The organism is Spirosoma jeollabukense (genome assembly GCF_054777855.1).
Map to the genome: position 1 here is coordinate 93,925 of NZ_BAAHAD010000014.1, position 23,188 is coordinate 117,112.

Below are 23,188 nucleotides of genomic sequence, written 5' to 3' on the forward strand. Positions count from 1 at the left end.
AGTACTCGCGTCATTTTATTGAATAATACCAACGAAAAATATGAGTATTTGCCCCTAGCCCAATCCGTATAAGTCCTGTTTTCTGGCATAATTGGTCTCAGTAGGTTTGTGTAGAGTTTCAACACAATCTATTCCCTACCAGTAAAACCAGGAAATCATGATCAAGAATTCGAAACCTGTTACATCCGATATGCCTTCGGCTCCAGGTGTATCGCCCCTCGACAACGAGTCGTGTATGCTCGTCCCTCCTTCGCCTGAAGCCCAGGAAATAATCAAAAAGGAACTGGACAAGCTTCAAAAGCGAGACATTCCGTTTGCAGCAACCATTTCTTTTCGACAGAGTAATCCGGTCGGGTTCGACGATGGATTGATCTTTCCGGGCACCCTTTTTCCGTTAGGTACGACTGCTTCTATAGCCAGCAATGCTGCGGCCGACCGCGCTCCGTTGCGGGGGACTGTCCGTGTAGCGGTCGTGTTAGTCAACTTTACGGATCGCGCGATTACGCAGCCAGTCAGTCATTATACGGATCTGTTCTTCTCATTGGGGGTTGTGCCCACGGGCAGTGTGCGTGAGTATTACCGCGAGGTATCGAACAATGCCGTCGACATTCAGGGGCAGGTAATCGGCCCGGTCACACTTTCCCATCCACTGTCGTATTATGCCCATGGCGCATCAGGTAGAGGCAACGTATTGCCCAATGCCCGGACCATGGCGCAGGAAGCCGCTCAACTGGCGAATCCACTTATAAATTTCGGCAGTTACGATAACGATGGAAACGGTTTCGTCGACGCGTTCATCGTCATTCATGCTGGGCGTGGCGCCGAAGAAACGACGGCGCTTACGGATATCTGGTCGCATAAGTGGGTGTTACCCAGCGTCTTTACCGCAGACGGTAAAAGTATCTACGCATACCTGACCGTACCGGAAGATTGTAAATTAGGGGTGTGCGCCCACGAACTGGGGCATCTGCTGTTCGGCTTTCCTGACCTGTATGACACCGATGAAATAAACGCCAGCGAAGGCATTGGCAACTGGTGCCTCATGGCCGGTGGTAGTTGGAATGGCGGTGGCAACCGACCTGCCCATCCGTCAGCCTGGTGCAAGGTGCAGCAGGGGTGGGTGACGGTGGTGAATCAGACCGCTAATGGCCTCGTCAGCATTCCCGATGTAAAGTCCAGTTTTCGGGTAAACCGGCTCTGGAAAACGGGGTCAGCAGGCAGCGAATATTTTCTGGTTGAAAACCGCCAGAAGACTGGTTTTGATGACCATCTGCCCCAGGGTGGGTTGCTGATCTGGCATATCGATGATGCCGTGGCCGACAATACCAATGAAGCCCATTACAAAGTGGCGCTGATGCAGGCCGATGGCCTTCGCGACCTTGAGAAGTTGAATGGGTTTAACCGGGGCGACGGGGGCGATCCCTACCCGGGCACAACGAACAATCGATCATTTACCAGCTCAAGTACTCCGAACTCAAATTCGTATGCAGGGTCGTCTACCTGCGTCGCCATTACGTCAATCAGCGATTCGGCCGCTACCATGTCGGCGCAGTTTCAGGTACGTTGTAAGGTACTGGTGAAAGAAATAAAAGATAAGGACGTAGTCAAGGATAAGGAGTTGACCAAAGAGCGGAAAGATCTGATCAAAGAAAAGGAGTTGGCCAAAGAGCATAAAGATTTGATCCTTGAAAAACCACAACCCGATAAGCAAATAAAGGAAAAGGATAAAGACATCTTTGAAAAGCCCGGTGATGGGAAATTTAATGACGGGAAATTGGCCGAGCAGGGAGGGGGCGGCTTTGGTTTCGGAGGTGGCACACCCGACGTACTAGGGCGGATGTCGGCTCTCGAAAACCGGATGAATGCCCTGGAACCCTTTATCAGCCAGTCGTTACGCCCCGACTTGATCAATGGAGCCTACCGGCAGGAAACCGACCAGTCGGCCGTTGATCCCGAACTGGATATAGCCAGTAAACGCACGCTGGATTCGAAAGTACCTGACACACTCTAATTGCATTGCTACTACGTAGCCGTTCCTACTATACCGGCTACGCAGTGGCAATGCATTGAACTATGCAGACACTCGTCATTCTTGGTCAGAGTCAGGACACAACCGCTTTAGCCTTAGCGAACTACATACGGCAGCAGGGCCCGCTACGGGTTGATTTTGTTACCGACCTGGACCTGATAACGGCAACCGACTGGCAGATTTCGCTCTCGACGGCAACATCTGGCTGGCGCATCGTTTTGGCCGACGGGCGGGTATTCTCATCCGATACGGTCGATACGGTTTATTCGCGGCTGTCGTACCTGCCATCTGGCGTTTTCACTCAGCAGGCAGATACAGACTATGCCCAGGCGGAATGGCACGCTATGATAGCCGGATGGCTCCGTCATCTGGGACCATCGCTGGTTGGTGCGCTATCCCCAACATCGCTGGCGACCAGTTCGGCCAACGCCTTACTACGTCTATACCAGCTGGCGCAAGCAGGACTACCGGTACCCAATATGTCGGTATCGACAACGGAGCGTTCCCGTTCTCAACAAGGCCTGATTGATAATCGGACGGGGCAATGGCATCAGGAACCCCTCTCGATGCAGGCCAGTTCGGTATTGGCAACAGGGAAAAATCTGACAGGCTCCCTGGCGGGCATGTTCGAGCACGCCATTCATCAGTTACAGACCGATCTTGGCTGCGACCTGCTTCAGGTCTACTTTATCCGTACCGTTCAGGGTGACTGGAAGGCAACCGACTACCAGACACAGGTGGTACCGCACACAGCGGATGAAGTAACGGCGCTGGCGATGTACCTCCTGCGCTACGTCCAGTCATCGGCCAGCAGGAGCCAGATGTACACGTCTACCACCCTTTTTGACCATGTCCTATGATTCTGATTGCGGGTATTGTTTCCGAAGATCCTACGGCGCAGGTCATTGAAAGCGCTGAAGCCTTAGGCCTTGATTTTGCGGTGTTCAATCAGCGCGACGCGGGCCAGTATGAATTACACACTACGTTAACGAACAATTGCCTTAAGGCTGATTTATGCATTGCCGGGCAATGGATCGACCTGATGGCACTCGATGGGATTTATGTACGCATGATGCCCCCCGAAACCTTCCCGGATACGTATGTCAACGGCACGCGTCATTCGCTCCCACCCGACATCAAGCAGCGACGCTTCTTTATCAATACCGTATTCAGCCAGCTAATGGACCTTCTTCCGGTGCGGGTCATGAATCGACCCGAAGCGATGGGGTCAAATTTTTCAAAACCCTATCAGCTCGCCACAATCCGGGAGGTAGGTTTAGGGGTTCCGGCTACGCTGATCACCAATCAGCCAGCCGCCGTAAATGCGTTCGAAGACGGGTACGGTTCGCTGATTTTCAAGTCGATCAGTTCTACCCGGTCTATCGTCAAGGTACTCGACGCCACCTATCGAACCCGCCTGAATCACCTGTCGGCACTGCCTACCCAGTTTCAGTCCTGCCTGCAAGGGCACAACATTCGGGTGCACGTAGTGGGCGATCAGCTTTTTGCGGCTCACATCAGCAGCACGAACGTCGATTATCGGTATGCCCATTCGCAGGGAGGCCAAACGACGATGTATCCGGTTGAGTTACCTGAACGCGTACAAAAACAGTGTTTCGCCTTATCGAAACAGCTAAATCTGCCTTTGTGTGGGATCGATCTTTTTCAGACCGAATCAGATGAATACTTTTGTTTTGAAGTAAATCCGTCGCCCGGCTATACGTATTTTCAGCACGAAGCCGGGTTACCAATTTCAGAGGCTATTGTCCGTTATCTTTCTACGGGTACTGCCCGGTAAATCCTATGCAAATCATCGAAAACTGGACGCGCGTCCGGGGCATTCTTAATGCCTTTTCTGCCGAAAGTGATACGGAGAATTTCGGCGAATTATCCCTGTCGATTCAACAGACAACGAGTCTTGAGGGCATTGCTGATTTAATTTCCCCAAAAGCGCTTACCCAGGCCCAGGTTTATGTGCCCACGGCCGATCTGACAGGGACGACGGTCAGGCCGGGGCAAACGGTCGAGCTTATTCTGCACATAACATCCAGCGGCCGACTCTATGCTCAGACGGGCAGCCTCCGCGTCATTAACGGCTGACAACGTACTGGCCGGTTTAGAAGCCATTTGACTTGCCCCTATCCGGTTAATTGGCGCTGGGGCCTTGAAGTACTATGCTGATACTCAATTACCAGCCGTATAGATGGTCGCCAGGTCGAACCAGTACCCACGTAAGTACCGAACCAGTTCCGTTAATCCCTGCTGACTGGCTGGCTTAGTGATGAAGGTGTTCGCCCCAAATTTGTAGGCCTGCTCCACATCATCCGGCTGACTGGATGTCGTCAGAATAATTACCGGAATATGACAATGACGGGGCGATTGTTTCAGATACTGAAGCACCCCAAAGCCACTGACAAAGGGCATGTTCAGATCCAGCAAAATCAAATCAGGCAAAAAAAGGGGTGTCTGAATCATGGCCAGCACTTCATTGCCATCCGAAGCGATGTCCAGTATAAATTTTTCTGACTCCTGCTCAAAGGCGATTTTGATTAAATACTGATCATCTGGGTCATCATCGACGATGAGCACGCGGTAAGTAGATTTCATGGAGTCTGCTAAAGAGGAGTGGGTTTGTTCAGATCACAATGATAGCATAAATTAACGTCTCGTGGCTAGCTAATTAACATTGTCTGGTGACGGATTTTCCTACACAGCAATGCCCTCTTCGGTACGTACAGATTCGGGCCGTGAAGCGTTCACAGCCCGAATACAGTTGTTCACGCACATTGCGCCGGGGTTGATAGACAGTCCCTTTCTTATCGTCCACTCAATTACTACTTTTAAATGCGAATCCAGCGGATAAGACAAGTTCGCTGGTTAGTCGTTTCATTACCTACCCGGACCCCATGTTCACAACCTTCACTTCCTTTTTTTTGTCCCGTTCTGAGAATGCGGACAGAATACACTCAAAGACGACTTCTAACCAGCCAGGTTTATCACGGGCTAAGCCATTAGGGCTAGTTGGTATGGGGCTTGTCGTCGCTGGACTACTAACCGCCTGTGCTGATCATCAGGATGTGCCCAGGGCAGCCGCAACGGTTAACCTGGTCAATAGCAGTGGCAGTATTGGCATCGCGGAACTAAGCGAGGACAACCAGGGCGTGGTTAGCCTGAAGGTGACAGTAAGTGGCTTGCCCACTGGTGCTCACGGCATCCACTTCCACGCCATTGGTTCAGCCCAGCCCAATGACTCGCCCGCCTTCAATTCATCGGGCGCCCACTATAATCCCGCTTCTCATCAGCACGGCTTGAACAATCCGCTGGGCACCCACGCCGGGGATCTACCTAACCTGATTGTCGATAGTCAGGGAAAGGGAACATTGATAACGACCACGAACCGCATCACCTTGTCGGATGGACCCATGACGCTCTTTGATAGTGATGGTTCATCATTGATTATTCATGCCAACGCTGACGATCAGGTAACCGACCCGACGGGAAACAGCGGTGGCCGGATTGCCGGTGGCGTCGTGGTCCGAAAATAGAGCCATAGGATTTAGCTATCCCTACCCAAACGCCACCGATTGCCGACCTGACCGCCCCTCTTTCACGAGGATCGGTCAAGCAATTGCAGAGGACAAAGGAACGATCACCAGCGTGGTACCCGGGAGAGAACAAGCGACTACGGCATTAACAAAAAGAGCTATACTTTACATAAAGTAGGCAGTAAAAGCCCGGCGCAGGAAGTGCCGGGCTTTTACTGCCTACTTTATCCTTTCTCCTACTCAACTGAATGGTTATTGTTTAGTATTTTGGTTGCGGGTTTCCTCTTTTCTACTAACCATGGTTCGGCTATCTAGTTTACTGATTCTCTTTGCATTAACTGGTTACAGCAGTTTAGCCCAGGCTGTTTTTCGTATCAATTCGCTTCCCGCTGCAGGTTTACCATTAACTAAAAACTGGAAATGGCACGCCGGGGATACGCCTGACTGGGCTAGCCCAGCTTTCGATGATCGAGGCTGGCCATCCATAGACCCCAGTCAGGAAATCGACCAGCTTCCTCAGATACAACAGGCGGGTATTGGCTGGCTTCGGCTTCACCTCGATATTGATTCTGCGTTGGCCCATACCGTAATCAGCATGCTCATTGATCAGCAGGTAGCCTCCCAGATTTATCTGAATGGGCGACTTATTGGCGACTTTGGCAACGTGAACGCAAATCCAAGCCTGGTAAAAGCCTACAACCCATCGGGCGCTACGTCGACTTCGGGGCAACGTATCTATTTTCAAGCCGGGGCTGCATCCCGTCAGGTGCTGGCTGTCCGGTTTGCCGTACAACCCGGCATTCAGTACCGGAAATTCTGGGGGCGGTCGAATCCATTTCTACTACTTAGGCTCACCCGGACCGACCAACGTAGTGACGATGAAGAGGGCGGCATCCTGGATGCCGGGCTGCTTAATTATTTTAAGGCTGGTCTGTTTTTTATTCTGACCCTGTTACATCTGCTCTTTTACTCCTGGTATCCTGCCCAAAAAGTTAACCTATGGTTTGGCTTGTACTGTCTATGTGCCACGGCTTCTCTTTTATTGCTGCCGTTCACATTTCAACAGGTGCACAGTGTGCCCTTTCGAACCTACGCTGCCATTGGCCAATGGGCGCTTTTCTTTGGGGGACAACTTACCTTTCTGCTGGCGGTGTACAGTGAATTTGAGAAACGGAAAGGATTTATTTTTTATTCCGCGCTAGTCGCTTTCAGTTGTTTTCTGCTTGTGTACACCTTCGTCGTTGATTTGCCCGTTTATGCCGCGATGCTGGTTGCCTTGCCAACGAATGTGGAATACCTCCGGATTTTGCTGGTAGCAGGCCGAAAACGGGGGAAAGAGTACCGGATACTGGCGATAGGCGCTCCAGCTATTGTTGTATGCAGCGTATTGTTTATAGTGATCCCATTTCTGGAGATCGACCCACACACAAAATCCATATTGAACCAGGTATTCTATAATCTCGGCGTGCTCAGTTTACCCGTCTGCATGACCCTGTTTCTGGCGGGTAAGTTTGCTCAAACGAACAGGTCACTGGCCGAAAAACTGGTGCAGGTAGAAGCGCTGTCGGCCCAGACGCTGGCTCAGGAGCAGGAAAAACAACAACTCCTGGCCAGCCATAATGTAAGTCTGGAAAAAGAGGTGTCAGCCCGAACCGCTTTGCTTAGCCAGTCGCTCGAGGAGTTGAAAAATACGCAGGTGCAGCTTGTTCAGAAAGAGAAAATGGCCAGCCTGGGTGAGCTGACGGCGGGCATCGCCCATGAGATTCAGAACCCACTGAACTTTGTCAATAACTTCTCCCAATTGAGCGTGGAACTGGTTGAAGATCTGACGGAAGAGCGTCAAAAAAATCAGCGGGACACAGACCTGGAAAGGGAGCTACTTACGGATCTCAGCGCCAATCTACAAAAGATCAATCATCATGGTAGCCGGGCATCGGGCATCGTTAAAAGCATGCTGGAACACTCCCGCACGAGCACGGGCGAGAAGCAACTTACGGACCTGAATATACTGACGGATGAGTACCTGCGGTTATCCTACCATGGGCTAAGGGCGAAAGACAAAACCTTTAATTGTGCCCTGGACACCCAGTTTGACCCAGCTCTTGATAAACTGGAGGTTATTCCTCAGGATCTGGGCCGGGTACTGCTCAATCTATTTAACAATGCCTTTTATGCCGTGGCAGCGCGCCAAAAGCAGGGCGAATCGGGCTATCAACCCTGCATCTCGGTAAAGACCAGTCAGCAGGAAGGCCAAGTCCAGATTCAGATTCGGGATAATGGTATAGGCATTCCCGAAGCGGTGTTGGCCAAGATTTTTCAGCCTTTTTTTACGACCAAACCCACTGGCGAGGGCACAGGCTTAGGGTTATCGTTAAGCTATGACATTATTACCAAGGGGCATGGCGGCTCATTGCTGGTGAATAGTCAGGAAGGCGCTGGCACTGAATTTATCGTTGAATTGCCAGCTGCTAAGGGCTAGTCGTGCTATAGGCAGTAGCCTCTTTATTTTCAATAAAGCCCGGTCAATTGCTCAAGCGAGCATTGACTTATTAGTTCTTTGGGTCTGTCCAAAGGCATTCATACGTATATTTAACATTGGATGGTTAAAGCGCCATATAGAAACTAGTTTTATGTATTTGGCCATCCAAATGACGTTAACAAAGTAGAGACGTAGCCAAAAGCCCGAAAATCAAGTTAACGGGTAAGGTATACCTCAACGAAAACCTATGAAATTGTCAAGAAAGCTACATCCACTTTGGGCGATCTGGCTGCTTTTCCTGCTGCTGGGAGCGAAAGCCGATCTGCCAGCCGACCAGATACTGGGGCGGTGGCTATTTCCCTCGAAAGGATCCAGCGTCGATATTTACCGGATAGGCAATCAGTATTTCGCCCGCGTGGCCGAGGTGGATAAGGCTGGGGAGAAAAATTATGGATTGATAAAAGATAAAGTCCTCATCCGCAACCTCACCTTCGATGGAGAGGTCTGGTCAGACGGGGATTTAGTGCATCCAAAAACAGGCATGACCCTAAGCGTTGAGGTGCATCTGAGTGGCCCGCATACCATAACCGTAACGGTCTACAAAGGGATCAAACTACTGCACAAAAAATTTATCATGACCCGACAAACAATCTAGTTGGCTTAGCAATCCACCCGGCTTCGCCTTACGCACGTTTCAGCGGTGAAATTCACCCCATCCAGAAACCTATAATACTCTTACCCTCTCTCAAATACATCCAACTACTCCCCTATTACGTGGTGCCTTACCTGATTATCATCGACAGCTGAGCGTTGTTTATGCAGCGCTCAGGAAAGTAATTATGGTATTCTTTGTAGATCAAATGCCATAACCTGGATCAACACACAAACACGGGTTATTACGATCTGGACATCCAATACGAATGCAACAGGGGAAGGAGCCTGAGGAAGTTACCAGCTTAGCGTTGGCGAGTTGGGGCAGCAAACGGAGTATGGCTTATTGTCAAACGTGCCCCAGAGTGTTCAGTTTTTATACACTTTTCCCATTTTCTAAAAACGATTTAAAGGACTATTGATCTAATTTGAAGCACATTTCGTAACCTTGTGCTATGCGAATCATCTATGTTATCATACTGCTCGTTGTAGCCTTGGTTCTCTACTTAAGCTGGATACCTGACCCAAGGCTGGTAAAAGTGAATTTTATCCCGCATTGGATTAGCCACTGGGCCGATGAGGAACTCTTTGAGGATATTCGTACCGGAGTTCCTTTAGTAATTCTTGGCTTTTGCGTGGGACTATTACCTATTGTGGGTCCTTCGGAGAACGTATCTCGCTGGCTTATTACATGGCTACTACTTACAGCATTGGTCATTCTGGCTGAACTCGGTCAGCTATTTTTACCCAAACGAGCTTTCAGCCTGGCCGATATTGGCTGGGGGTCTGGTGGTGCCCTACTGGGTTTGACGTTAGCGGCTATTGCCAAAGATAATATTCCCCGTTTTTTTAAACCAGCCAAAAAGGTGTAACGTAGGTTTGAGCCATTTTTCTATTAATGGGAAAGTTTACCTAGCAGCCTGTTAATCACCACCGCTACTCTTGACAGCCTTCTTACGGACGTCGGTAGCCAGCTTTGCACATTGATTGCCCGAGGTTTGGTAACGGTAGCCACCGCGGCAAATTTTTCCACAATTCGCACAAAGTCATTCTATTCGGATGGTAGATAGCATAGCAAACAGTCCCTTATATTTTTACAGGGTTTTAAGAGGTATTTAGTGATTTATAGAAAAGGGTTGTTAAGAACAGTTAGTTTCCCTCTTTGAAAAATACCCGTTTCACGCGTTCACTCACACCGGTCAGAATTTCATACGGTATTGTTCCGATACGTTGTGCCAGTTCAGTAATGGGAATTTCGTTCCCAAAAACGACTACTTCATCGCCCTCCGTGGCCGAAGCTTCTGTTACGTCAATCATCGTCATGTCCATACAGACATTACCTACCGTTGGACAACGTATGCCATTCACCCAGACCTCACCAACGCCATTTCCGAGTCGGCGGTCATACCCGTCGGCGTACCCGATTGCGATGGTGGCAATGCGGGCGTCGTGGTCGAGTACGGCCCGGCGACTGTACCCCACCGATTCGCCAGCCCGAACGGTTTTAATCTGACTGATCACGGTACGTAGTGTGCCCACCATCTGCAGTGCCGATTGGTTCATACCGGTGGCTTCGACGCCATAGAGACCAATCCCAAGCCGAACCATATCAAGTTTATAATCCGGGAAGCGTACGATACCTGCCGAGTTGAGCAGATGGCGCGTGGGTTTGTAGCCCAACGCCGTTTCGAGCGCATCGGTAACCCGCAGAAACGTTGTGTACTGTAGCTGTGAAAACGTATTAAACTGCGCATCGTCGGCCCCAACCAGATGACTGAATACCGTGGCCACATGCATGTCTGGGCGATTTTTCAGGTACTTCGCTACGTCGGCTACCTCTGTTTCCAAGAAACCCAGCCGATGCATGCCCGTGTCGATTTTTAAGTGCAGCGGGTGTGGGGCAGCGAGCATGGGGCGTGGGGCATGAAGCAAGGGGGGCTCCGCATAGTTTATTCCCTGCTCCTGGCTCCGCCCCCCATGCCCACTGCCCCATGCCAGAAAGTCGCCCCACTCACGTAGTAACCGCATGCTGTAGATCTCGGGCTCCAGGTTGTATTCCAGCAACGTAGCAAAAGTTTCGGGAGCCGGGTTCATCACCATGATAGGCAGCGTAACCCCATTTTGGCGAAGTTGTACGCCCTCATCCGCATAGGCTACACCCAGATAATCGACCCGATGAAACTGAAGCAATTGAGCCACTTCAGCGCTACCGCTGCCATAGGCAAAGGCTTTCACCATCACCATGAGCTTTGTATTAGGTGATCGGATTGCCGCACCACCGTCCGTACGACTAACCTTTTCCCTATAATAATTCAGGTTGTGGGTCAGCGCATCGAGGTTGATTTCGAGCACGGTACCATGAACTTTTCGTTCCAGCCGGGTCACAATCCGCTCAAACGAGAACGGCCGGGCTCCTTTTACCAATACCGTGCTGTCGCGTAGTTCATTAAACGCAAAGTGGGTCAGAAAGTCGTCGGTAGTTGGATAGAACAAACTGGTATCCGCAAAGAACCGGGCATTCCGGCTCACCACCGGCCCGATGCCAATGAATTGCGCCACGTCATTCGCCCGCATCAAGGCGCCAACCTGTTCATACAGATCCGCTTCGGGTTGACCCGACTGCAACACATCCGACAAAATAACCACGCGTCGCGCTCGGGTGCGTTGCTGATGCTGGAAACTCAACGCGAGCTGCAGGCCCACTACGTCATTGTTGTATGAATCATCAATGACCACGCAATTGTTGATGCCCTCTTTCTGCTCCAGCCGCATGGAAACCGGCCGCAATCGGTTCAGGCGCGTCTGAAGTTCGTCGCGGCTACGGGGTTTCAGCGTCAGCATGGTTACGATGCAGTGCATCAGATTTTCTACCGAAGCCGGATCAACAAACGGCAGCTTTACCGAAGCAAAAATGCCCGACGGCCCTTGCAGCACCAATTGATTACCTTCTACAACCCCCTGATACGTTGCCTTCCGACCCTTCAGCGACCACGTAACAAGCCGCATAGCTGGATTGACGGCTTTCAGAAGCATATTCACTTCTTCGTCTATTCCGGCGTAATCGACGCAGTAAATCAGGGTGTTGACGTGGATGAAAAGCCGGAGTTTCTCGGCAATTTTCTGCTTATGCGTTCGAAACCCTTCGTCGTGGGCCGTGCCGATGTTGGTAAAAATGCCGATGGTTGGCTGGATAATAGCCTCCAGCGTCTGCATCTCCTGCGCTTTGGAAATGCCGGCCTCGAAGATGCCCAGCGTATGGCTATCGTTCAACTCATGCACCGACAAAGGCACGCCCAGCTGCGAGTTGTAGCTTTTGGGGCTTTTCGCCACTACGAACGAATTGGTTGCCTCTCCCCCATCGAGCAGTTGAGCCAGCCATTCTTTCACGATAGTTTTGCCGTTGCTTCCCGTGATGCCAATGACCGGAATATGGAACTGTCGGCGATGTTCGGCTGCCAACGCTTGCAGCGTTTCCAGACTACTATCCACCTCAATGATGGTGGCCTCCGCGTAACGGGCTAACTCAGCCCGTCGATCCGGCGTCAGGGAAGCTCGCTCGACAACAAACTGACGCACACCCTTTTGGTATAGGTCGCCGATGAAATCATGCCCGTCGTGGTGTTCCCCTTTGATCGCAAAAAAAACGGCATCGGCCACCCGAGCATCGGTGGATTTGCCGGTCACCTGCCGGGAGTCAGTTAACCATACGCGATTACCTAACTCAATATCTGTCAATACCATACGAAGTCATTCGATCAGTCAGCCAGTCAAGGATTGAGCGGCTACCTCTATATTTTACATCCACCGACGTCGGCGGAAATACGTAATCATACCAATTGTCACCACCACCATTACGCCCCAAACCACAAAGTAGCCATTGCGGGTTTTTAGCTCAGGCATGTTTTCGAAGTTCATGCCATACACACCAACGATAAACGTTAAGGGCATAAAAATCGCCGAGAAAATCGTGAGCGTTTTCATGACCGAGTTCATGCGGTTGCTGACGATCGAATAATAAACGTCCATCAGGCCGGAGGTAAGTTCCCGATAGGATTCAAGCGTTTCAATGATCTGGTTCACGTGGTCGGCCAGATCGTGTAGATACGGCAGCGTGTTGTGCTGAATCAGCTCGGATTCTTCACGAAGTAACGTAGCAATCACGTCACGTAGCGGATGAACTGTTCGGCGAATAAAGGCCAGTTCGCGCTTGAGCTTATACAGCGTGCCCAGCGTTTGCTGCGTGGCCCGTTCCTGCACAATTTCATCTTCCAGCTCGTCCATCTTCTCGCCGATCCGTTCGGTGATCAGGAAATAATGATCGACAATAACATCCATCAACGCGTAGAGAAGATAATCGGCTCCATTGCGACGCGTCTTGCCCGACGACAGTTTAATCCGTTCGATGACCGGCTCAAATATGTCTTTGGATCGCTCTTCCTGAAACGAGATCAGGTAGTTTTTACCCAGCACCAGACTAACGTGCTCAATCTCGATTTCCTGCCGCTCCCGACTATGATGCAACATTTTGAGTGTCACGAATACCACCGTATCGTCATACAGGTCGATCTTGGGTTTTTGCTCGGTATTCAGTACGTCTTCGAGCAGCAGTGGGTGCAGGTGAAACTGCCTGCCAAGAGCCGCGACAACCTGTGGTTCATGAATGCCGTCAACATCGATCCAGTGCACGTAGGGCGTTTCGGGAACGGGTAACTGGCAGGTGATCAGCTTTGTCGGCGCGTCGATATGATAATCGGTCGCATTGTAGTCGATGCGTTTGATTTTTGTCGCGTGTTCGATTTCCACTCCCACGTAGGTGAGTGTACCGGGCGACGTACCGAGGGTTTTCTCGGCCGAGCGATTGTGTCGGCGTCTCGACATAGTTTATCAAATGGGCGGTCCAACGGACAACTCCTTTTTCGGATCAAAGATAAACCAACTACTACGTGTCTTATCTAATGTTCAGAAAATCGTATTTTAACGGTATGTATCGCTCCTTCCTTTTCCTGATTACAGCCGCTTTTTTACTGAACGCCTGCAGTAGTGGCAAAACGGCGCTCCGGCAGGGCAAGTTTGATCTTGCCGTTAAGAAAGCGTCACAACGGCTCGGTCAACGACCGGGCCTGAGCAAGCGGGGTCATCCGGCCGCTACGCTGGTGTTGAAACAGGCCTTCATTCAGGCTTACGAACAGCATCAGACAGCCATTCGCCGGTTGTCCTCCCCGTCCAGCAACACGGATTTTCGGTGGGAACGTGTGTATCATGAATATGAACAACTCCAGACGCTGACCGACAATGCCCGGCGTGGCATACCGCCAACCTGCGACAGTTGTGCTACGTGGCTGGCTGCCTATCCGACAACGTATCAGGATCGGCAGCAGGAAACCCGCGAACTGGCAGCCACGGATCGCTATGCGGTTGCGGAACAGGCGTTTGCCTATCGGGAGGAAAACCGCCTGGCGGCAAAAGATGCCTACCTGAATTACCGGAAAGCTCTGGACTGGATACCGAATTACCGGCAAGCGCGTGCCAAATCAGACGAGGCTTTCCCCTTTGCTATTTTGCGGGTGGTTGTGGAGCCGCTCAGCCCAACAAACGAAATTAATCCCAACGATAATCAGGAATTGCAACAGTTGATTCTGCAACAGATTGGCCGGAATGCGGCCCCATCAACCTTTGTCCGGCTTTACCCACCCAACGAAATGGCGGGCGAGGGGTACCCTATTCATCAGGCCATCCAGATGGTTGTAACGGATTATACGGGATACAATGAAAGTAATTCCTCTTCCTCTACCACCGTCTACAGTAATCAGGAATACAAAGTGGGCGAGAAGAAGATTAATGACTCGACCAAAGTAGACATCAAAGAGAAAGTGCATGGTACGCTAACTACGTATCGACGGGAAATTCGGGCGGGGCTTGATCTCAAGATGCGGGCAATCGAAACACAAACGGGAAAGGTTTTATGGGAGGAACCCATTTCGGAAAGCCGTAGCTGGTATACCGAATGGCAAACGTTCAGTGGTGACGACCGAGCGCTAAACGGTCAATCGTTGAAAAGCGCCAATATGTTTTCACCCTCCCGCTGGCAACTCTACGACAGCATGCGTGATGAACTGGCCGACGATGTGGCCCGGCGATTACAGGCGAAGTATGCTAAGGACCAATAAACGCTCTGGTAATTCTACTGAAGCGAACGACGCAGCCCCCGGTCTAATTCATTGAGTTCAACAAAGAACGTACCGATGAAAACCTGTGAACGTCGTTCACAGGTTGCTCGCCAAAAACGTCATTTTGGCGAGCAACCTGCTTATCATTTATTCCGTTCGTAAGGTCTTCATCGGATTCATCAGCGCGGCTTTCACACTCTGGAAACCAACAGTCACTAAAGCGACAATGAACGTGATCAGAATCGCCAGAATAAAAGTGCCAGCGCCAGGTTCAATCCGATATACAAACCCCATCAGCCACTTGTTCATGATCCACCAGGCCAGCGGAGCGGCCAGTATAAACGCAATCAGCAACAGGCGAGTAAACTCTTTTCCGAACAGCCAAAGGATGCCGGACGTATTGGCCCCCAATACCTTGCGCACACCGATTTCCTTCTTTTTCTGATCTGCCATGAACGAGACCAATCCGTATAAGCCCAGACAACCCACAAAAATAGCAATACCGGCAAACGCCTGAATGAGCCTTAGTAGCATATTATCCAGTTTATAGAGCCGGGCAATGTCCTCGTCCAGGAAATGATACGTAAAAATGGAAGAAGGGTACATGGCTGTCCAGGCTTTTTCGAGTCCGGCTAACGTTGGTCCTATATTGGCCAGATTTACGTTTACTCCGCAACTACCATAATTCTGGCTTTGGGTCGTGAGGCAAAGTGGTTCAATGGCGGTATGAAATGATTTAAAATGGAAGTCCTTCATAACGCCAACGATGGTTCCCGGTCGGCCATTGATCGTAGCGGATTTCCCGATCACATCTCGTGCAGAAGCTACTCCAAGGGCCTTCACGGCCGTTTCATTGAGCAAATACTCCCGGATCGTGTCCGACGGATACACGTTCCGTCCGGCCAGAATGGGTATATGGAACGTAGGGATATACTGATGATCTGCGGCTTTAATGGAAATGGAAAAATTTTCCGGTTTGGGACGTGAATCAAAGCGAATATTGGTCCTTCCCAGGAAGTCAGAGGCAGGAGGTGTATCAAAAAAGGTTACCTTTTCGACACCGGATTGCTCCGAAAACTGTGCGCCCAACGTAGTGATTTTTGCGTTTTTATTGTCTGGAATAGGAAGAATGACCATGGCCTCTTTCCGAAAACCCAGATCAGCCTGTTGAGAATATCGCAACTGGCTGGTAATGATCAGCGTGCCGATTATGAGCAGTTGAGTGATCGCAAACTGAGCGACAACCAACCCCTTTCGCAGGGAAAAACCGCCTACCGACTGTTGGGATAGTTTTCCTTTCAGCGCCAGCACGGGTTGAAAACGAGTCAGAATCAGGCCGGGGTAGGCACCAGAACAAAAAATCACGATCAGCAGCAAACCGGGCAAAAAGGCCAGTAGATACGTATCCGTCATCAGATTAAGTGCCAGTTCAATGTCAAACCATTGATTGACAACAGGCAAAACCAGGTACGCCAATCCCAACGCAATAATCAGGGCTATGCCGGCAATGAGAGCCGTCTCCGTAATAAATTGCCAGAAAAGCGCTCCCCGCTGGCTTCCTAACGCTTTTCGAACCCCAATTTCCCGGGAGCGGCCCAGTGCCTGAGCTGTTGCCAGGTTAATGAAGTTGACACAGGCCGTGACGACCAGAAAAAAGCCGATAAGCGCAAAGGTCCAGAGGTTTTTTTTCTCGGTGTGCCCACGCAGATTCGGATTGAAATGAACATCGGCGAGCGGCTGTAATTTAAATCGAAAATACTTCGCCATCTCTTTATCATAGTGTGTAGCCGAAATCGCTGAAAGAATCAACGAATCGACCGCTGCCGCCGTTACGTTCGGTTTGAGCCGGATAAAACACTGCATCTCTTTGTTGACACTGAACCACCAGTCTTTTTCGACCATCCAGGGGCTATGGTCCTGCAAATTGCCAAAGGGGATATAGATTTCTGAACGAAAGTCGGTGTTGGGCGGCAGGTTCTGAAGAACACCTGTAATCCGTATCGCCAATGCCTCATCCACACGTAGCAGCTTACCGATAGGGTCTTGAGTGCCAAAATATTTTTTAGCGATTCGATCCGTGATAAGGGCTGTATTTCGTTCCTGCAACGCCGTTTGCCGATTACCCTGTAGTAGCGGAAAATTGACCATGTTCAGAAAATCCGGATCGGCAAACGCAATATCGTCTTCAAACTTTTTCTGGGGCGATACGGTCACCACTCGTTTTGGCAAAAAGGCAATACGGCCGACTTTCTCCGCAACACTATACCCGCTTCGGAATGCCTCGCCCATTGGATTGGGAACACCTGTGCTGTAACTCACTTTATCGCCATGAAACTCGGTGTAAATCCGATAAATGCGGCTTTGATCGGCATGAAACGTATCGAAGCTCAGATGATATCTGATTAGCGTAAAGATCAGAATGGCACAGGCAATACCCAGGCTCAGGCTCACCACATTGATCAGCGTATACGATTTGTGCCGATTCAGTTTTCTCAAAGCGATTTTAACATAATTGCTTAGCATGACCATTGGGTTTGGTTGTGAATAATCCGTCGTTTCAGGGTAAAAAGGAGTCGATTGAGCCTGGTTACGCCAAAGCCGGGGATGCAGTAGCAACAGCATTTCCAGCACATACAGCAGCTGGGCTCTGGTATACCCGTATCGTTGGACTCGCTTCTGAAATAATTCATACAGATCACCCAGAATTTCATCTCGTATATGAGGTGCTGCCAATCGAACCAATAATTGCTCTGCCCAGCGTGGGGGCTCCGCTTGCCTGCTCTGGGAGTGTCTATTTTTTCGATTCATGTCAGTTGGCTAAAAGCGGTTTTCGGAATAGCCTCCCACAATTCATTCCGGATACGTCGCGCTTCCAGCAAGGATTGTTCACCCGCGAGAGATATCGTGAACAAGCGCTTGCTCCGTCCGCCCCGTTCAGCGATGGGTTCGCTAAAACGGGAACAGACCAACCCTTTTTCCTCTAACCGCTGCATGGTTCGGTGAACAACCCCCAAGCTCATGGGCCGCGCCAAATGCTTACTTAGTTTCTCCACGACGGCTACGCCGTAGGCATCATCGTAGAGCAGCGCGATCGTCAGCAGGACAATTTCTTCGAACTCACCTAATTGAGTACCTTTCATACCTTGGTATTACCTGCTAAGGAAATAAAATTTATCTTTCCCTTTTGCATAGCAAATCAAAGGCCAACACCTTCTACAGGCTCTACCGGCACAAAAACGCCCATTTCGTATTTTCTCCGGGTGCGTATCGTCCGTTTTCGGACGTTCGTCCGTCCAGATCTGGACGGCTGTTAAGGTGATCGTACTCACGTCAACAAGACCGATAAAGCTTGACGCCAATGGCCTGTTAAACAATGTATTTTTCTACGGGGCTGGGGCTACGACGAAGCTGATGCCTTAAAAATCTGGATATTCAGATAAAGGCTTTACGACCCCGTCTGCAAAACTACCTGGCGGGACAGGTTAGCTTTCGACTGGCCTTTGATTTTATTGATTTGGTGAATTCTATAGTTTCCATTGTACCTGCCAGGAAATAAAAGCTATAGAATCCACTGAATCAATCAGTATTCTTTTTTACTCCGACTTCGTCAGACCGGACGTTGGCGACTGGATAAGTTTCATTGTAAAGTCCATCACCCGGTCATGATGTTTCAACCTATCGTCGGCGGTGGGGGCAATGAGGTGGTCGGGAATAATGCCCCGGTCGGTGTATGGGTAGGCGGCTACGTTCGCCATATGAAAGCCAAACATGCCAATACCGAGGTCAATTTTAGAATTGGGCAATTGAGTGATCGTAAAAATACCGCTGCTGTTCAGCTTATACCCACCGCCCGTTTCCTGTCCAATGAACGTAGCCCCTCCCGGTCGGGATGATCTGTCGGCATGAACGCGGGCTGCAAATTCAGTCGTGACGGAAAAACTGTTTCCGTTAAGCAGCACGTAGAGCTTGCCGTGGTAGGCATCTTTTTGAGGTTTCGTAACCTTTAGTCCACGCTGCGCCGTGAATACATACCCATCCTTACGCTTTTTCACGACGATGAATTTGGCCATCCGATATAGCTTCGATGTCCAGGCCGGGAACGAGTACTTCTTTTTTTGCCGAACGCTGATATGATCGTAGTAACGAAACGGCTTGTTGGCTAAGTAGCTGTATAGCAGAACACCCAGCGATTCTTCACCTCCTTCGTTATCCCGCACATCGAGCACCAGATTCTGAATACCGTTTGTCTTGATTTCCCGAAAAGCATCCTGCAAAAACGACTTGTATTTCAGGCCATTCCCCTCAGTAAAAAATCCCTCAATCGTCATGATAGCGGTTTGCTTATCCGCAAACGTCAATCGAAACGGCTTTTGGGAAGCAGGTTTGTGAGCCTCGACATACGCTTTAATGGTTTTCTCTGTAACGGCCGGCAACGTAACGATTTTCTCTTCCGAACCCATTCGATACGTAACGGTAAACGTATCAGGGACACCAATGAACGTAGCATAATAACCCGAAAAATAGCGGTTCAGGTCTTCCAGCTTCCCGCCTATCCGATTGCCATCGGCAAAGGTCATGTTGGGTACTAACGTCTGAACGATTTCAGTAGTGGGCTTTCCATTTATTGACACCAACTCTACTCCCTCAGGCACTAAATCCTGACCGTAGTTGCCTACTATCCAGGCTTTTTCATTCAGAAAATATAGCTTTAACGGAAATAGCTTTTCGCTAAAGAAGGGGTAATGTTCATCTTTCCCGGAAACAATCCATTTGATGTGTCCGTCGCGCAGGGCAACCAACAGGGGCATCATCGTTACGTAGAATTCTTGCTGCGTCATGGGCCGGTTCAGTTGAGCAGCTGTGGTGGTGAAGAGTGAGTCAAAGACAAGTTTCGGCGTGTAGCGATACATTTCCGGGTGAACCTCGTTGAGGGCCGTTCTAAAGCGAGTAAAATCAGTTTGGAGTTGTTCCGGCGTAAGCGTCTGCGCGGTAAGCGATCCGTTCAGCGTCAGGCTGAGGATAAGGGAAAACAAAATTGATTTCATTAGTCGTTGTTGGTAGTTAACGACACAAAACTGGTCTACAGAATGCGCTACTCAAACGAAGCCACTACCCAAGAGCTCGGTTTTTCGGCTGAAGTGTCGGATTTACTCACCCAACCACAGCTTCAATTCACCGGCTTTATCGCGGCTGACCACCACCTCTTCCTCAAAAGCCGGGCGCAGGTTAATCTTAAGTTTCCCGTTGAAATACAGATGGACCTTATCAACGGCCCGCAGTTCGGCAATCACCTGTCGGTTGAGTCGGAAAAAGCGCCGGGGGTCGAGCATCTGAAGCAGTTCATCCATTGTGTAATCAACCAGCCACTCATGTTCGTCGCGGGTTTTCAGAAACGACAGTTTGTTGCGGGAGAAGAAATAAGCGACCTCGTCGATGCTCACCGAAAAAAGCCGCTGTCCCTGCCTGATCATAAAGCGATCACGGAAAGCAGAGGGCATGGGGCGCGGGGCATGGGGGATGGAGGGTGTGGCACTCGGAGCAATGTGCTGAAGTTGCTGGAGTAGATTCGTCATCGACACTTCCAGACTGTTCATCCCTGATTTACGTTCCTGGTCAGCGAACACATTACGTAACGCCTGAAGTTTGGTCAATGCCTGTCGCAAATCAGCCTCTTTGATGGGCTTAAGCAGGTAGTCTATACTATTGACTTTAAACGCTTTGATGGCGTATTCGTCGTAGGCCGTTGTGAAAATAACCGGGCTCGCTACGGGTACTCGACTGAAAATATCGAAACTCTGCCCATCCGCCAGTTCGATGTCCATAAAGATCAGGTCGGGTTTGGGGTTGGCACGTAGCCACTCAACCGACTCTTCAACACTACCCGTCATCCCCACGACCCGGCCCTCAGCCACTACGTCGGCTAGGAGTCGCTGGAGTTTACGGGCCGTCGGTTCTTCGTCTTCAATGATAAGTATAGTCATAGCTCGTTTCCCTGATTAACGGCACCATCACCTGAAAGCAATCATCGGTTTGTTTAATAACCACGTCAGGTTGCCCCAGCAGCCGGTATTTGGTGATAATGGTTGACAGTCCGGTTCGGTTTGATGGCACTACATTCGGTTTCCGGCGCAGGCTATTTTCGACAAACAGACGTTGCTCCTGATCAGTATAAATTCGAATGAGGAGCGGTTTGCTGGGCAATGCCGTGTTGTGCTTGACAGCGTTCTCAACCAGCAGTTGCAAGGTAAGGGGCGGGATAAAAAAGGCCATATAGTGCTTATCGACAGCTATATCCAGTTCAACACTACGTCCAAAACGCATTTGCAGCAAATGGAAATACGCCTGAATAAATTGCACCTCGCTCGACAGGCTTGTTAGCAGTTGCTCGTTCGTCTGCAATACGTAACGATATACCGACGCCAGTTCCTCAATGAACCGCTCGGCCTGCTTCGGATTTTCACCGACCAGCGACGAGAGTGTACTGAGGCTATTGAACAGAAAGTGCGGATTTATCTGGGCCTTCAACGAATCGAGTTGACTCTGGAGGGCTTCTTTCTTGAGTCGTTCCGCTTCGTAATACGTTGCCCACCACTGATGATACAGGTAGCGCGCTTCGTATATGACAGCCAGCGGCACAATGAACAGAAACGGAATCATCGTATTGACCCAATACGATCGCTCGGTCATCGGATATCCCCAGAACTGCGTTTTGTCGTAGATATAAACAAGGCCCACCCGTTGAATCACCATTGTAACGGTAAACCAGATGACCTGCACCAGCATACGTAACCGTGTCTGATCCAGACGAGGATAGCGCCGACGTGCCTGAATAATGCCAATCCGCGCCACCTCCCAAACCAGTACGCACTCGACCAGACTAACGCCCAGCGCCCAGCCTCGCCCAATATGCCGAGCGTCGTTATCGGGCTGGAAGAAAATAAAATTCGAGACAATTGAAATCAGCGGCACGCCCACCAGCCGCAACCACCGATCGTTCAGTTTTTCCATTCGTCGTAAATATGCCAAAACCGTTGCTGAAGCAAAAGCGAATGATGACCGAACTGTCGGAAAAGCCCGCTAAAACGGATAGATAGCGGCTCTCAACTCGCCTGGCTATCTTTGGCTGTCTTTTAAGCTTCTACTATGAAACTCTTCGCTGCTTTCTTCCTCACTATTGCCCTACTTGGACACACTAGTTTTTGCCTGGCCCAATCGGTCAACAAAGCCCGGCGCTACGTCATGATCGGCTACGTAAGCGGCAATGGATGGACAAAAAATCAGATTGAGGCTCAGAAACTTACGCACATTAACTACGCGTTTGCCATTCCAGCCAAAAACGGCGAACTGGCGCCCTTAACAACCAAAGATGCCGCGAATCTAGCCGCGCTGACGTCGTTGAGAGCAATCAACAAAGACCTGAAGATTTTGATTTCGGTGGGCGGCTGGGGCGGTTGCACGTATTTTTCGGATGCGGCCCTGACAGAGGCTTCCCGTCGGAAATTTGCCAATAGTGCTGTAGCGCTACTCAAAAAACACAAACTCGATGGCGTCGATATTGACTGGGAATACCCCGGTCAGATTGGAGCTGGCAACATCTTCCGGCCCGAAGACAAGCAGAATTTCACGTTATTTCTGAAAGCCATCCGGGATCGGCTGGACGAAGCAGGCAAGGTCGACAAACGCGCGGGCGCGAATCATTACCTACTGACGGCCGCCACCGGGGGCGACACCGCTTTTGTGAAGCACACGGAGCTTGGCAACGCGCAGAAATACCTCGACTACGTCAATATTATGACCTATGATCTTTATCACGGAAACGATAGGCAAACCGGCCATCACAGTCCTTTATATCAGTCGGATAAGGTGCCCCACGCCCGTAACGGCAGTGTAACCGCTGTTGAGGGACACATTCAGGCGGGTGTTCCCGCCAGCAAAATCGTGCTGGGTCTTCCCTTTTACGGGCGCGGCTGGGCCGATGCGAAGGCCCGGAACAACGGGCTTTATCAACCGGCCAGCGGCAAACACTCGTTTATCAGCTATGACGAGCTGGTTGCGGCATTCATCAATAAAAACGGGTTTACCCGCCACTGGGATGACGTAGCAAAATCCCCCTATCTGTGGAATCCAACCTCCCGTATTTTCATCTCCTACGCGGATCCCGAATCGCTCAAAAACCGGGTCGACTATGTCAAATCGAAGCATCTGGCGGGTGTTATGTTCTGGGAATACGTCTATGATCTGCAGCAGAAAAGTGCCCTGCTCAACGCGCTGGTTCAGGATTTGAGCAAGTGATTTACCTGATGTGTCGCCTATCTGG

Annotated in this window: 18 protein-coding genes; 10 read left to right on the forward strand and 8 right to left on the reverse strand. The window is 50.4% G+C overall.

The window, feature by feature from the left end; translation table 11 throughout:
* The first annotated feature begins 157 nt into the window (after positions 1-157).
* The 4 genes from ACYVEA_RS30785 (at position 158) to ACYVEA_RS30800 (ending at position 4,129) form a co-directional block, all read left to right on the forward strand.
* Entirely contained in the window at positions 158-2,011 is a 1,854-nt protein-coding gene (locus tag ACYVEA_RS30785; protein ID WP_461117212.1) for a M6 family metalloprotease domain-containing protein, read from the forward strand.
* A gap of 62 nt (positions 2,012-2,073) precedes the next feature.
* A complete protein-coding gene (locus tag ACYVEA_RS30790) occupies positions 2,074-2,889 on the forward strand; it encodes a hypothetical protein (RefSeq protein WP_461117213.1) in 816 nt (271 codons plus the stop codon).
* Positions 2,886-3,827 carry an ATP-grasp domain-containing protein gene (locus tag ACYVEA_RS30795; protein WP_461117214.1) on the forward strand — a complete coding sequence of 314 codons (942 nt, stop codon included), beginning with the start codon at positions 2,886-2,888 and terminating at the stop codon, positions 3,825-3,827. The genes ACYVEA_RS30790 and ACYVEA_RS30795 overlap by 4 nt, the downstream gene beginning before the upstream one ends.
* Positions 3,828-3,832: 5 nt before the next feature.
* Positions 3,833-4,129, forward strand: coding sequence for a hypothetical protein (locus ACYVEA_RS30800; RefSeq protein WP_461117215.1), 297 nt, complete (start codon positions 3,833-3,835; stop codon positions 4,127-4,129).
* An 84-nt stretch (positions 4,130-4,213) separates the two neighbouring features.
* Here ACYVEA_RS30800 and ACYVEA_RS30805 read toward each other — a convergent pair whose 3' ends face one another.
* Positions 4,214-4,636 carry a response regulator gene (locus ACYVEA_RS30805; RefSeq protein ID WP_461117216.1) on the reverse strand — a complete coding sequence of 141 codons (423 nt, stop codon included), beginning with the start codon at positions 4,634-4,636 and terminating at the stop codon, positions 4,214-4,216.
* 419 nt (positions 4,637-5,055) lie between these two features.
* Here ACYVEA_RS30805 and ACYVEA_RS30810 point away from each other — a divergent pair, with 419 nt between their 5' ends.
* The 4 genes from ACYVEA_RS30810 to ACYVEA_RS30825 all read left to right on the forward strand — a co-directional run bounded on the left by ACYVEA_RS30810 (position 5,056) and on the right by ACYVEA_RS30825 (position 9,576).
* On the forward strand, positions 5,056-5,574 hold the full coding sequence (locus ACYVEA_RS30810; protein WP_461117217.1) for a superoxide dismutase family protein: 519 nt from the start codon (positions 5,056-5,058) through the stop codon (positions 5,572-5,574).
* 298 nt (positions 5,575-5,872) lie between these two features.
* Positions 5,873-8,053: an ATP-binding protein gene (locus ACYVEA_RS30815; protein ID WP_461117218.1), complete on the forward strand. Its 2,181-nt coding sequence runs from the start codon at positions 5,873-5,875 to the stop codon at positions 8,051-8,053.
* A gap of 247 nt (positions 8,054-8,300) precedes the next feature.
* Positions 8,301-8,708 (forward strand): DUF2147 domain-containing protein, encoded by a 408-nt coding sequence (locus ACYVEA_RS30820; RefSeq protein ID WP_461117219.1) that lies wholly within the window; start codon positions 8,301-8,303, stop codon positions 8,706-8,708.
* A 451-nt stretch (positions 8,709-9,159) separates the two neighbouring features.
* Entirely contained in the window at positions 9,160-9,576 is a 417-nt protein-coding gene (locus tag ACYVEA_RS30825) for a VanZ family protein (protein WP_461117220.1), read from the forward strand.
* A 277-nt stretch (positions 9,577-9,853) separates the two neighbouring features.
* Here the strand turns inward: ACYVEA_RS30825 and ACYVEA_RS30830 are convergent, their stop codons facing one another.
* Positions 9,854-12,445 carry a bifunctional UDP-N-acetylmuramoyl-tripeptide:D-alanyl-D-alanine ligase/alanine racemase gene (locus tag ACYVEA_RS30830; RefSeq protein ID WP_461117221.1) on the reverse strand — a complete coding sequence of 864 codons (2,592 nt, stop codon included), beginning with the start codon at positions 12,443-12,445 and terminating at the stop codon, positions 9,854-9,856.
* A 54-nt stretch (positions 12,446-12,499) separates the two neighbouring features.
* Positions 12,500-13,582: a magnesium/cobalt transporter CorA gene (corA, locus tag ACYVEA_RS30835; RefSeq protein ID WP_461117222.1), complete on the reverse strand. Its 1,083-nt coding sequence runs from the start codon at positions 13,580-13,582 to the stop codon at positions 12,500-12,502.
* 104 nt (positions 13,583-13,686) lie between these two features.
* Here corA and ACYVEA_RS30840 point away from each other — a divergent pair, with 104 nt between their 5' ends.
* Positions 13,687-14,871: a hypothetical protein gene (locus tag ACYVEA_RS30840; protein WP_461117223.1), complete on the forward strand. Its 1,185-nt coding sequence runs from the start codon at positions 13,687-13,689 to the stop codon at positions 14,869-14,871.
* Positions 14,872-15,018: 147 nt separating this feature from the next.
* Here ACYVEA_RS30840 and ACYVEA_RS30845 read toward each other — a convergent pair whose 3' ends face one another.
* The 5 genes from ACYVEA_RS30845 to ACYVEA_RS30865 form a co-directional block, all read right to left on the reverse strand.
* The gene (locus tag ACYVEA_RS30845; protein WP_461117224.1) at positions 15,019-17,679 is read right to left on the reverse strand and encodes an ABC transporter permease; all 2,661 of its coding nucleotides are present in this window, start codon (positions 17,677-17,679) and stop codon (positions 15,019-15,021) included.
* Positions 17,676-18,011: a PadR family transcriptional regulator gene (locus tag ACYVEA_RS30850; protein WP_461117225.1), complete on the reverse strand. Its 336-nt coding sequence runs from the start codon at positions 18,009-18,011 to the stop codon at positions 17,676-17,678. The genes ACYVEA_RS30845 and ACYVEA_RS30850 overlap by 4 nt, the downstream gene beginning before the upstream one ends.
* Before the next feature lie 453 nt (positions 18,012-18,464).
* Complete coding sequence (locus ACYVEA_RS30855; protein WP_461117226.1) at positions 18,465-19,916, reverse strand: S41 family peptidase; 1,452 nt, start codon at positions 19,914-19,916, stop codon at positions 18,465-18,467.
* A 102-nt stretch (positions 19,917-20,018) separates the two neighbouring features.
* A complete protein-coding gene (locus tag ACYVEA_RS30860) occupies positions 20,019-20,852 on the reverse strand; it encodes a LytR/AlgR family response regulator transcription factor (RefSeq protein WP_461117227.1) in 834 nt (277 codons plus the stop codon).
* The gene (locus tag ACYVEA_RS30865) at positions 20,833-21,879 is read right to left on the reverse strand and encodes a sensor histidine kinase (protein WP_461117228.1); all 1,047 of its coding nucleotides are present in this window, start codon (positions 21,877-21,879) and stop codon (positions 20,833-20,835) included. Before ACYVEA_RS30865 ends, ACYVEA_RS30860 begins: the two co-directional genes overlap by 20 nt.
* A 135-nt stretch (positions 21,880-22,014) precedes the next feature.
* Here ACYVEA_RS30865 and ACYVEA_RS30870 point away from each other — a divergent pair, with 135 nt between their 5' ends.
* Positions 22,015-23,163: a glycoside hydrolase family 18 protein gene (locus ACYVEA_RS30870; protein WP_461117229.1), complete on the forward strand. Its 1,149-nt coding sequence runs from the start codon at positions 22,015-22,017 to the stop codon at positions 23,161-23,163.
* Positions 23,164-23,188: the final 25 nt, after the last annotated feature.

Bases quoted from the DNA above. Each gene is read 5' to 3' on its own strand.
- ACYVEA_RS30825 (WP_461117220.1), top strand. From the start codon at position 9,160: ATGCGAATCATCTATGTTATCATACTGCTCGTTGTAGCCTTGGTTCTC.
- ACYVEA_RS30795 (WP_461117214.1), top strand. From the start codon at position 2,886: ATGATTCTGATTGCGGGTATTGTTTCCGAAGATCCTACGGCGCAGGTC.
- ACYVEA_RS30865 (WP_461117228.1), bottom strand. From the start codon at position 21,879: ATGGAAAAACTGAACGATCGGTGGTTGCGGCTGGTGGGCGTGCCGCTG.
- ACYVEA_RS30830 (WP_461117221.1), bottom strand. From the start codon at position 12,445: ATGGTATTGACAGATATTGAGTTAGGTAATCGCGTATGGTTAACTGAC.
- ACYVEA_RS30805 (WP_461117216.1), bottom strand. From the start codon at position 4,636: ATGAAATCTACTTACCGCGTGCTCATCGTCGATGATGACCCAGATGAT.
- ACYVEA_RS30850 (WP_461117225.1), bottom strand. From the start codon at position 18,011: ATGAAAGGTACTCAATTAGGTGAGTTCGAAGAAATTGTCCTGCTGACG.
- ACYVEA_RS30800 (WP_461117215.1), top strand. From the start codon at position 3,833: ATGCAAATCATCGAAAACTGGACGCGCGTCCGGGGCATTCTTAATGCC.
- ACYVEA_RS30790 (WP_461117213.1), top strand. From the start codon at position 2,074: ATGCAGACACTCGTCATTCTTGGTCAGAGTCAGGACACAACCGCTTTA.
- ACYVEA_RS30870 (WP_461117229.1), top strand. From the start codon at position 22,015: ATGAAACTCTTCGCTGCTTTCTTCCTCACTATTGCCCTACTTGGACAC.
- ACYVEA_RS30810 (WP_461117217.1), top strand. From the start codon at position 5,056: ATGGGGCTTGTCGTCGCTGGACTACTAACCGCCTGTGCTGATCATCAG.
- ACYVEA_RS30855 (WP_461117226.1), bottom strand. From the start codon at position 19,916: ATGAAATCAATTTTGTTTTCCCTTATCCTCAGCCTGACGCTGAACGGA.
- ACYVEA_RS30860 (WP_461117227.1), bottom strand. From the start codon at position 20,852: ATGACTATACTTATCATTGAAGACGAAGAACCGACGGCCCGTAAACTC.
- ACYVEA_RS30785 (WP_461117212.1), top strand. From the start codon at position 158: ATGATCAAGAATTCGAAACCTGTTACATCCGATATGCCTTCGGCTCCA.
- ACYVEA_RS30845 (WP_461117224.1), bottom strand. From the start codon at position 17,679: ATGAATCGAAAAAATAGACACTCCCAGAGCAGGCAAGCGGAGCCCCCA.
- ACYVEA_RS30820 (WP_461117219.1), top strand. From the start codon at position 8,301: ATGAAATTGTCAAGAAAGCTACATCCACTTTGGGCGATCTGGCTGCTT.
- ACYVEA_RS30840 (WP_461117223.1), top strand. From the start codon at position 13,687: ATGTATCGCTCCTTCCTTTTCCTGATTACAGCCGCTTTTTTACTGAAC.
- corA (WP_461117222.1), bottom strand. From the start codon at position 13,582: ATGTCGAGACGCCGACACAATCGCTCGGCCGAGAAAACCCTCGGTACG.
- ACYVEA_RS30815 (WP_461117218.1), top strand. From the start codon at position 5,873: ATGGTTCGGCTATCTAGTTTACTGATTCTCTTTGCATTAACTGGTTAC.